We start from the raw sequence: 6,963 nt of genomic DNA, 5'->3' as shown, positions 1-6,963 counted from the left end.
CTTTTTGATTCTTTTTGCGGCAATGGCAAAAAGAATAATAATTCTTATTTCACCAAAGGCCGCAAAGGCTAATCGCAAAGACATTCTGGATGTCAAGTGAAAACACCTGACACGGCTTAAATAAGTTTTATTTCACGCAAAGGCTAAGCGCAAAGACATTCTGGGTGTCAGGTGAAAACACCTGACACGGCTTTAATAATTTTTATTTCACGCAAAGGCTAATCGCAAAGACATTCTGGATGTCAGGTGAAAAACCTGACACGGCTTAAAACACGTTAGTATGGCTTACCCGTGGTGTTCTTTGAGAAAACCTTGTGTACCTTGTGTTTTAGATTTTAACCACCATGTGCACAATGGTGACCTATGGTTCAGAAAGAAAAATCATAATTCAAACATCACACAACAAAAATAAAGATTGCTTCTAAACCAACGCTGGATTTTAATCCGGTACGCATGGTAAATTGGAGAATGCAAATAATTTGCAATCTGTAATCTGCATTTGCAATTAATTCTTATTCACCACAAACACAAATGGCTTGCGATTGTCTGACATGATCTTTTGTACCAGGTGTTTTTTGCGGAAATGCCGGTATTTGTTTACGTCAATTATTTCATTGGCCGTGCAAAATGCATCCATACTTTCGGCGTGCAGCAAAAGTTTGCTAATGCAGCGGAAATTATGTGCTCTTTGTTGTTTATCGGGTACCAGGTTTTCGCCGACAATAATTAATTCTCTTTCTCTCATAAACTTAAAAAGTATATTTGTGCAATAAAGTCGTTGGCGTACAATAAAGGTATAGTTTTTCTTCAAAATCAGGCAGGCTTGGTAAAAACTTCTAAAATAAATAACATACTGCTCTCGCCGCTGGACTGGGGCCTGGGCCATACCACGCGCTGCTTTCCGCTGATAGACCAATATCTTGCGGAAGGATGCAGGGTGTTTATAGCCTGCCAGCCCGGCTCGGCTTCAGAAAAGATGCTGATGCAGGCATACCCGCAAATTACTTATCTGCCGTTGCAGGGTTATAATATTACATACAGCCGCACAAGAAAAGGTTTTATAGCAAAAATAGCAGGGCAGGCGCCTAAAATACTCTCAGCTATCCGGAACGAACACAGGTTCGTGGAAGCAGCGGTGATGCGCCATGGTATAGACCTGGTAGTTTCAGACAACAGGTATGGATTTTATTCGCGCAAAGTGCGTTCTGTTTTTATCACCCATCAGCTCAGCATTCGTGTGCCTTGCCGATTCCTGCAGGCTGTTGTGCAACGCATCAATTATAGTTTTATCAACAAGTTTAGTGAATGCCTGGTGCCTGATTTCGCTGATAAGGATATGAATCTGGCAGGGAGACTGTCGCATCCTGAAAAATGGCCCTCAATACCGGTAAAATATATCGGCCCGCTAAGCAGGCTGAAACCAGTGCCCGGTGTAGAAAAGAAGTACGATCTGCTGGTATTGCTTTCCGGGCCGGAGCCGCAGCGAAGCATACTTGAAGAAAAATTGTTGGAGGTATTACCTTATCGCATGCAGCGCGTATTGCTGGTGCGCGGCCTGCCCAACGCTACAGAAAAAGTTTATTGCGAAAATGTGCGAGTCGAAAATTATTTAGGTGTTAAAGATCTGTCTCAGGCCATAGCCCAGAGCGAGTTTGTGCTTGCGCGCGCGGGCTATACCACCGTGATGGAAATGATCTGCCTGCAAAAAAGATCTATACTCATTCCCACGCCCGGGCAGACAGAGCAGGAATACCTGGCAAAAAGATTGCATCAGCAGCAGTGGGCATTTTGTTTTAGCCAGGGCGATGATATACAACAGCGCCTCGACCAGGCGATGCAATTTAATTTTATGCTACCGGCATTGCAGGCATAAAATTATTCTTTATGAATAATGCTGTCAACCACGTACTTGGTATTACCACGCCAGGGCAGCCTTCCGTTGTATTCTTTGTAGTGAAGGTCAAACTTTCTGCCGCTGTTTATGGCCAGTGAATCAAAGATCCTTTTGCTTTCAATGGAAAATTCGAACTCGTTGGATTGTATGCTTCCCGAACCGCGGCCTCTTGCCAGCCCTTCCTGTATCAGTTTGCCTTCGTAGGTTTTAAACACCTGACCCTTGCGCACGGCATAATTCAGGTACCCGGATTTTACGCCTTCACCGAAAACAAAATAATATTTCCAGTAAAAAAATCCGCCCAATATAAGTATCAGGATTATGATAGTGACTGTAATTGATTTTCTCATGCCCGGTTCAGTTTAGATGTTTGCGAATGTCTATTGCATGTAAAAGTAATATGAAACTAGCTAAGAATAAAGAATTAAGAGTGAATTATTTTTGTTCTGCTAATTAACATATTTGTACGGATCACATAATAAAGGATAAAGCACGATTTCAATGCTGCGTAAAATGAGGTTAGAGAAATTCTTGCTTTATCAAGAGCTAAAGTAATGTGTTGCTGTAGTACGAAATAGTTTGATAGTGCGGTCAGGAAGGCTACTTTTTGAGAAAACACTGAACCATAGTTCAGACGAAGCTGTTTTGAGAAAATTATTTTAGTACTTCAAACCCAGGAACGAGCAATATTATTGTAAATTGTAAAGGGTCACGTTGCATCCTTTGCTGCATCATTTAAAATATTTTTATTAAAACTTTGCTGATTTACGATATTTTATTACCTTTGCCGTCCGTTAAAAACAAAAGTTATGGCAAGAGTATGTCAGGTTACAGGTAGAAGACCGGTTAGCGGACACAATGTTTCTCACTCAAACATTAAGTCTAAACGCCGTTTTTTGCCCAATTTACAAACAAAGCGCTTTTATTTTGCAGAAGAAGACCGTTGGATCACGTTGAAACTTACAACAGATGCCATCAGAACCATTAATAAAAATGGTCTGTCTACCGTAGTGAAAGAATTAAGAGCTAAAGGACAAAAGATCTAAAGAACATTTTAAATATACTATAAAATGGCAGGAGCAAAAAAAGGTAACAGGGTACAGGTAATACTGGAATGCACAGAGCATAAGGCCAGCGGGCAACCCGGTACCAGCCGCTATATCACTGTAAAAAATAAAAAGAATACCCCGGAGCGTATTGAACTGAAAAAATACAACCCCATTCTTAAGAAAGTAACAGTACACAAAGAAATCAAATAAGTGGTGCAGCTATTTTATAGCTGGCCGTAACTTTTTAAAAATATTCATCATGGCAAAAGCAGCATCAAAAAACTCTAAAGTTAAAGACGCTAAAGCAGCAGCAGAATCTAAAAACTGGACAAAAGTAATTAAGAGCATACGCAGCCCTAAAACCGGCGCCTATACTTTTAAAGAAGCTATTGTACACAAAGAAAAAGTAAAGGAATACCTTGCTGAGAAATAAGCTATAGCTTTATTCTGAAAAATATAGAAAGCTTTCCACGCAGGAAAGTTTTTTTATTGCCCTTATCTGAAGAGCTTGTTTAGTCTAAACAATACACTTTCCCCGTAAATTTCCCAAATTCGTAAATCATTCTATTACCCTGCAAATACATTTGCACCCATGAACAGGAAGTTTAGGAAATTTTCCAATGATATACATCTTTGGCTGGGATTGTTGAGCGGTTTTGTGCTTTTTGTAGTTTGCTTTTCAGGAACCATTTACACTTTTCATAAAGAAGTAAACGAGTTTTTTAATAAAGAAAAATATGTAGTGAATGCTTCCGGCAGGCAGCTATCTGCAGATGTATTAGCAGCGGGGCTTGAGAACGGTGAATTTAAAGTGAGCCACCTGCTGATACCGGCGGGCTCTGAACGCTCGTGGATATTTACCCTAAAAACCAAAACAGAAGCAGGCGGTAAAACGCAGGGCGGCGGCAAGCGGCAGCAACTGCTTGTAAACCCGTATACCGCGCAAACACTGGGTTCTACAGATTCTAAAACCAATGACTTTTTTGATGTTATGATGAAGCTTCACCGTTGGCTGCTGATAGACCAGGCCAACGGCAGGATCGTGGTGGGCATATCCACCATTATCTTTGTACTGCTGTTGATATCCGGCATTATTCTGTGGATACCGCGCAGGTGGCGCTATTGGAAAGCAGCTTTTACCGTAATGTTTTCCGGCAAATGGAAACGCATTAACCACGACCTGCACAACACACTTGGTTTCTACACATTCCTGTTGCTGATGGTGATGGCATTAACCGGCCTCTGCTGGTCGTTTGAATGGTATAGAAATGGTATGAGCACGGTTTTAGGCGACAAAGTATTCAAGCAGCGCAATGAAAAAGTACAGCCTTCGGTGTATATACCGGGGTCAGCGCAGATAAGCTTTTCACAAGCTATAGCCATCGCTGATCAAGCGCTGCCCTTTCATGGGAACTTATCCGTTGCTGCACCTGCAGACAGCGCAGGCTCTTACAGCATCAGCAAAACCCGTGAAGGTTTTTTTGCCGTGTCCATGCCAGATAAAGTTATCATTGACAGCTACAGCGGTAAAGTGTTAAAAATTGAAAAGTTTGCTGAAAAGAAATTCCTGCACCAGGTAGCCGCTGCTATAAGGCCTTTGCATACGGGTGAGATCTTTGGATTATTTTCCAAGATCATTTATTTCCTTGTATGCCTGGTGGCAACCAGCCTGCCCGTAACCGGCACCATCATTTGGGTGAATAAGTTAAGGAAAGCGCCTAAAAAGAAAAAGAGCGTTTAGGCAGTGACAATGTTTTTCCAATTTATATGAACCACTGTTTTTCTTTTTCTTTTACAATTAGATAATTTCTAATCAAATATTAACAATTATATAACTTACTTAGCTTTCTCAATTTTAAAAAATGTTAATATTTTAGTTACATAAACTAACTAATATCCGCAAGTATAATTATATTTCCATTTCTTTTGTCCTAATGATATTAGGGTTATTATTGATCACCTGTAATAAATACGATCAGGTTTTAAAAGAAGATCATGCAAGTGAAGAAAAATTAAAAGCATGGCTGAAGGATAATGGGGGATATTATAAAGAAGGGAACCTGAAACTTGAAAGCAATGGAGTTTCTGTAAAAGGAAGTTTAGCATGGGAAGCAAAATATGTATTTCAAAGTGGTGTAAATGAATACGTTTATGTACCTTTTAATATCCGGGATGATATTGAAAAACGCTCCAATACATATGGTATTACATTTCAAATTGACAACCGTGGGAATATTATTAAAGGAGCGTTTACAGTAAACTCTTATAATGATAACAAGGTTAAGCATCTCCAACACTATTATACATTGAAAGATGGTAGGCTGCTTAATACGTGGCGAAATGATCAGCATAAAATAGAGGCTATAACGTATTCTAAGTTAAGCAGTGCACAGGTATCAGCATTGTTGGCAGACTTAAACAAGGCAAAAACTAAATTAGCAACTACTGTAGCTAAGGCGCCGCCTGTTCAATCTTATGCATCTGGAGGTTGCGGACACAGATTAGTAACCTGGTATGAACATGACGGCTATCTGGATAATGATGGTACTTATTACTCCATTGTGCGGGAACGTAGAGCCTGGGTACTGGAATGTGTACATAATGAATCAGACGGCGGGGGTGGCAGCAACGGGGGTGGCGGCGGTGGAGGTAACGGTGGAGGACCCCCGCAGAATACTGAAGATTTACCGTACATCGATCCTGATGAATATGAGGATGTGGATACAAAAAATCCTTGTGATGAGGCAAAGAGAGCTGCAGAAAAAATAAAAAATGCATACAGCCAGCAGGCATTACAAGAAAAACTTCCACAACTCACTGCACCTTCCACAACCGAAAAGGGAATAGCCATGTATGAAAAGCTCAGTGTGAATCCTAATGATAATACAGATGTTTCTACCGATCACTATTACACGGGAAACATGGCACAAGGTACAGAAACCGATGTTACAATTCCTACAGAGGTAGGATATTTAGATGCTTTAGTATCCATCTCCCACTATCACCCTGCTTCAGGCTTTAGCGCACCCTCAGCTAATGATATTTACAGAGTAATAGAAGCAAATGGCTATAATACCAGCCAGTTTACCCAGGGAAGGTTTCAGGGCAGCTTTGTAGAAGCTGCGGATGGCAGCTCATATGCTTTGAAGGTAACCGATGTCAATCTTGCCAATACTTTTTTCGGCACACAAAGCAGCAATTTAGCACAAAACGGACGTGAGTGGAACCCTGAAAGTAATATTGGGAAAGATTTTACCGCAGCTAATGATTATTATTTGCGAAAATACTGGAAATCTTCTAATAGAAATAATTTAGCTTATGAGGAGGCCATGGGCTTTGTACTAAATAAATATAATACCGGCGTTACATTAATGAAGAAAGATCCTGTCGGTAATTTTAAGCCAATAATAAGAACATCGTCCACTACCAAGAATTGGTTGGGAATAAAAACAACTACTTACATCAATCCTTGTCCTTAATTTATCATCTATTAAAACACAATACAATGAAAAAAATACTTATCATTCTCATGGTTTTCTTTATCACCAAAGGCGCAAATGCCCAAGCAGGTGTGTCGGACACCTTAGCTTATGTAAATCAGATTAAGGCCAACAAAAGCCAATATATCGGAAAGCCTTTTTCAGTATTATTGGCCGATTTACAGGCTGGTATAAAATTTTTCACTCCCCGAAGTGGAATGTCTGCCTATAAAAATAAAGAAACTTCTACCGGCTTTTATTTTATTATCCCGGAATATATGGAAGATTTTGGTTCTTATAATTTTGAAATAAAATGGGCTACCCCTTTAGATAGAGCTGTAACGGATCAAATTTATGGCAGTGGCCAATACGCTGGTCAATGGCGGCCGGAACCCGCTCAATACTATGGTACCGGTATTATTGCCGATATAGTTGTCGATTGGCGGTATAATAATTAGATATTAATGAAAAAAATACTTATAATTCTTACGTTTTTCTTTATAACTAAAGGCGCAAATGCCCAAGCAGGCGTGCCGGATAC

9 protein-coding genes are annotated in these 6,963 nt (G+C 40.2%); 7 read left to right on the top strand and 2 right to left on the bottom strand.

Translation table 11 applies throughout. The features are described 5' to 3' along the window. Window positions 1-505: 505 nt before the first annotated feature. Entirely contained in the window at window positions 506-745 is a 240-nt protein-coding gene (locus tag OD355_RS13680) for a hypothetical protein (RefSeq protein WP_263039056.1), read from the bottom strand. A 78-nt stretch (window positions 746-823) separates the two neighbouring features. Here OD355_RS13680 and OD355_RS13675 point away from each other — a divergent pair, with 78 nt between their 5' ends. Next, window positions 824-1,873, top strand: a complete 1,050-nt coding sequence (locus tag OD355_RS13675) for a glycosyltransferase (RefSeq protein WP_263039055.1) — start codon at window positions 824-826, stop codon at window positions 1,871-1,873. A 2-nt stretch (window positions 1,874-1,875) separates the two neighbouring features. Here the strand turns inward: OD355_RS13675 and OD355_RS13670 are convergent, their stop codons facing one another. Continuing rightward, window positions 1,876-2,244 carry a hypothetical protein gene (locus tag OD355_RS13670; RefSeq protein ID WP_263039054.1) on the bottom strand — a complete coding sequence of 123 codons (369 nt, stop codon included), beginning with the start codon at window positions 2,242-2,244 and terminating at the stop codon, window positions 1,876-1,878. 459 nt (window positions 2,245-2,703) lie between these two features. Between OD355_RS13670 and rpmB the strand changes: the two genes are divergently transcribed. The 6 genes from rpmB to OD355_RS13640 all read left to right on the top strand — a co-directional run bounded on the left by rpmB (window position 2,704) and on the right by OD355_RS13640 (window position 6,880). Next, complete coding sequence (rpmB, locus tag OD355_RS13665) at window positions 2,704-2,940, top strand: 50S ribosomal protein L28 (RefSeq protein ID WP_263039053.1); 237 nt, start codon at window positions 2,704-2,706, stop codon at window positions 2,938-2,940. 24 nt (window positions 2,941-2,964) lie between these two features. Further along, window positions 2,965-3,153: a 50S ribosomal protein L33 gene (gene rpmG, locus OD355_RS13660; RefSeq protein WP_263039052.1), complete on the top strand. Its 189-nt coding sequence runs from the start codon at window positions 2,965-2,967 to the stop codon at window positions 3,151-3,153. 49 nt (window positions 3,154-3,202) lie between these two features. Next, window positions 3,203-3,376, top strand: a complete 174-nt coding sequence (locus OD355_RS13655; RefSeq protein WP_263039051.1) for a DUF4295 domain-containing protein — start codon at window positions 3,203-3,205, stop codon at window positions 3,374-3,376. A gap of 159 nt (window positions 3,377-3,535) precedes the next feature. After that, window positions 3,536-4,684, top strand: coding sequence for a PepSY-associated TM helix domain-containing protein (locus tag OD355_RS13650; protein ID WP_263039050.1), 1,149 nt, complete (start codon window positions 3,536-3,538; stop codon window positions 4,682-4,684). Between the two features lie 193 nt (window positions 4,685-4,877). Next, window positions 4,878-6,422 carry a hypothetical protein gene (locus tag OD355_RS13645; protein WP_263039049.1) on the top strand — a complete coding sequence of 515 codons (1,545 nt, stop codon included), beginning with the start codon at window positions 4,878-4,880 and terminating at the stop codon, window positions 6,420-6,422. Window positions 6,423-6,448: 26 nt separating this feature from the next. Further along, window positions 6,449-6,880, top strand: coding sequence for a hypothetical protein (locus OD355_RS13640; protein ID WP_263039048.1), 432 nt, complete (start codon window positions 6,449-6,451; stop codon window positions 6,878-6,880). The last annotated feature ends 83 nt before the right edge of the window (window positions 6,881-6,963 follow it).

Origin of the sequence: Haoranjiania flava, assembly GCF_025631005.1 — a bacterium.
GTDB lineage: Bacteria > Bacteroidota > Bacteroidia > Chitinophagales > Chitinophagaceae > Haoranjiania > Haoranjiania flava.
The sequence above is the reverse complement of the archived record's forward strand: the minus strand, read 5'-3'. Positions and strand labels throughout refer to the sequence as shown.

What these genes read in the sequence shown, in the direction of transcription:
- OD355_RS13680 (WP_263039056.1), bottom strand. Translation starts at nt 745, where the DNA reads ATGAGAGAAAGAGAATTAATTATTGTCGGCGAAAACCTGGTACCCGAT.
- rpmB (WP_263039053.1), top strand. Translation starts at nt 2,704, where the DNA reads ATGGCAAGAGTATGTCAGGTTACAGGTAGAAGACCGGTTAGCGGACAC.
- OD355_RS13640 (WP_263039048.1), top strand. Translation starts at nt 6,449, where the DNA reads ATGAAAAAAATACTTATCATTCTCATGGTTTTCTTTATCACCAAAGGC.
- OD355_RS13655 (WP_263039051.1), top strand. Translation starts at nt 3,203, where the DNA reads ATGGCAAAAGCAGCATCAAAAAACTCTAAAGTTAAAGACGCTAAAGCA.
- OD355_RS13670 (WP_263039054.1), bottom strand. Translation starts at nt 2,244, where the DNA reads ATGAGAAAATCAATTACAGTCACTATCATAATCCTGATACTTATATTG.
- rpmG (WP_263039052.1), top strand. Translation starts at nt 2,965, where the DNA reads ATGGCAGGAGCAAAAAAAGGTAACAGGGTACAGGTAATACTGGAATGC.
- OD355_RS13645 (WP_263039049.1), top strand. Translation starts at nt 4,878, where the DNA reads ATGATATTAGGGTTATTATTGATCACCTGTAATAAATACGATCAGGTT.
- OD355_RS13650 (WP_263039050.1), top strand. Translation starts at nt 3,536, where the DNA reads ATGAACAGGAAGTTTAGGAAATTTTCCAATGATATACATCTTTGGCTG.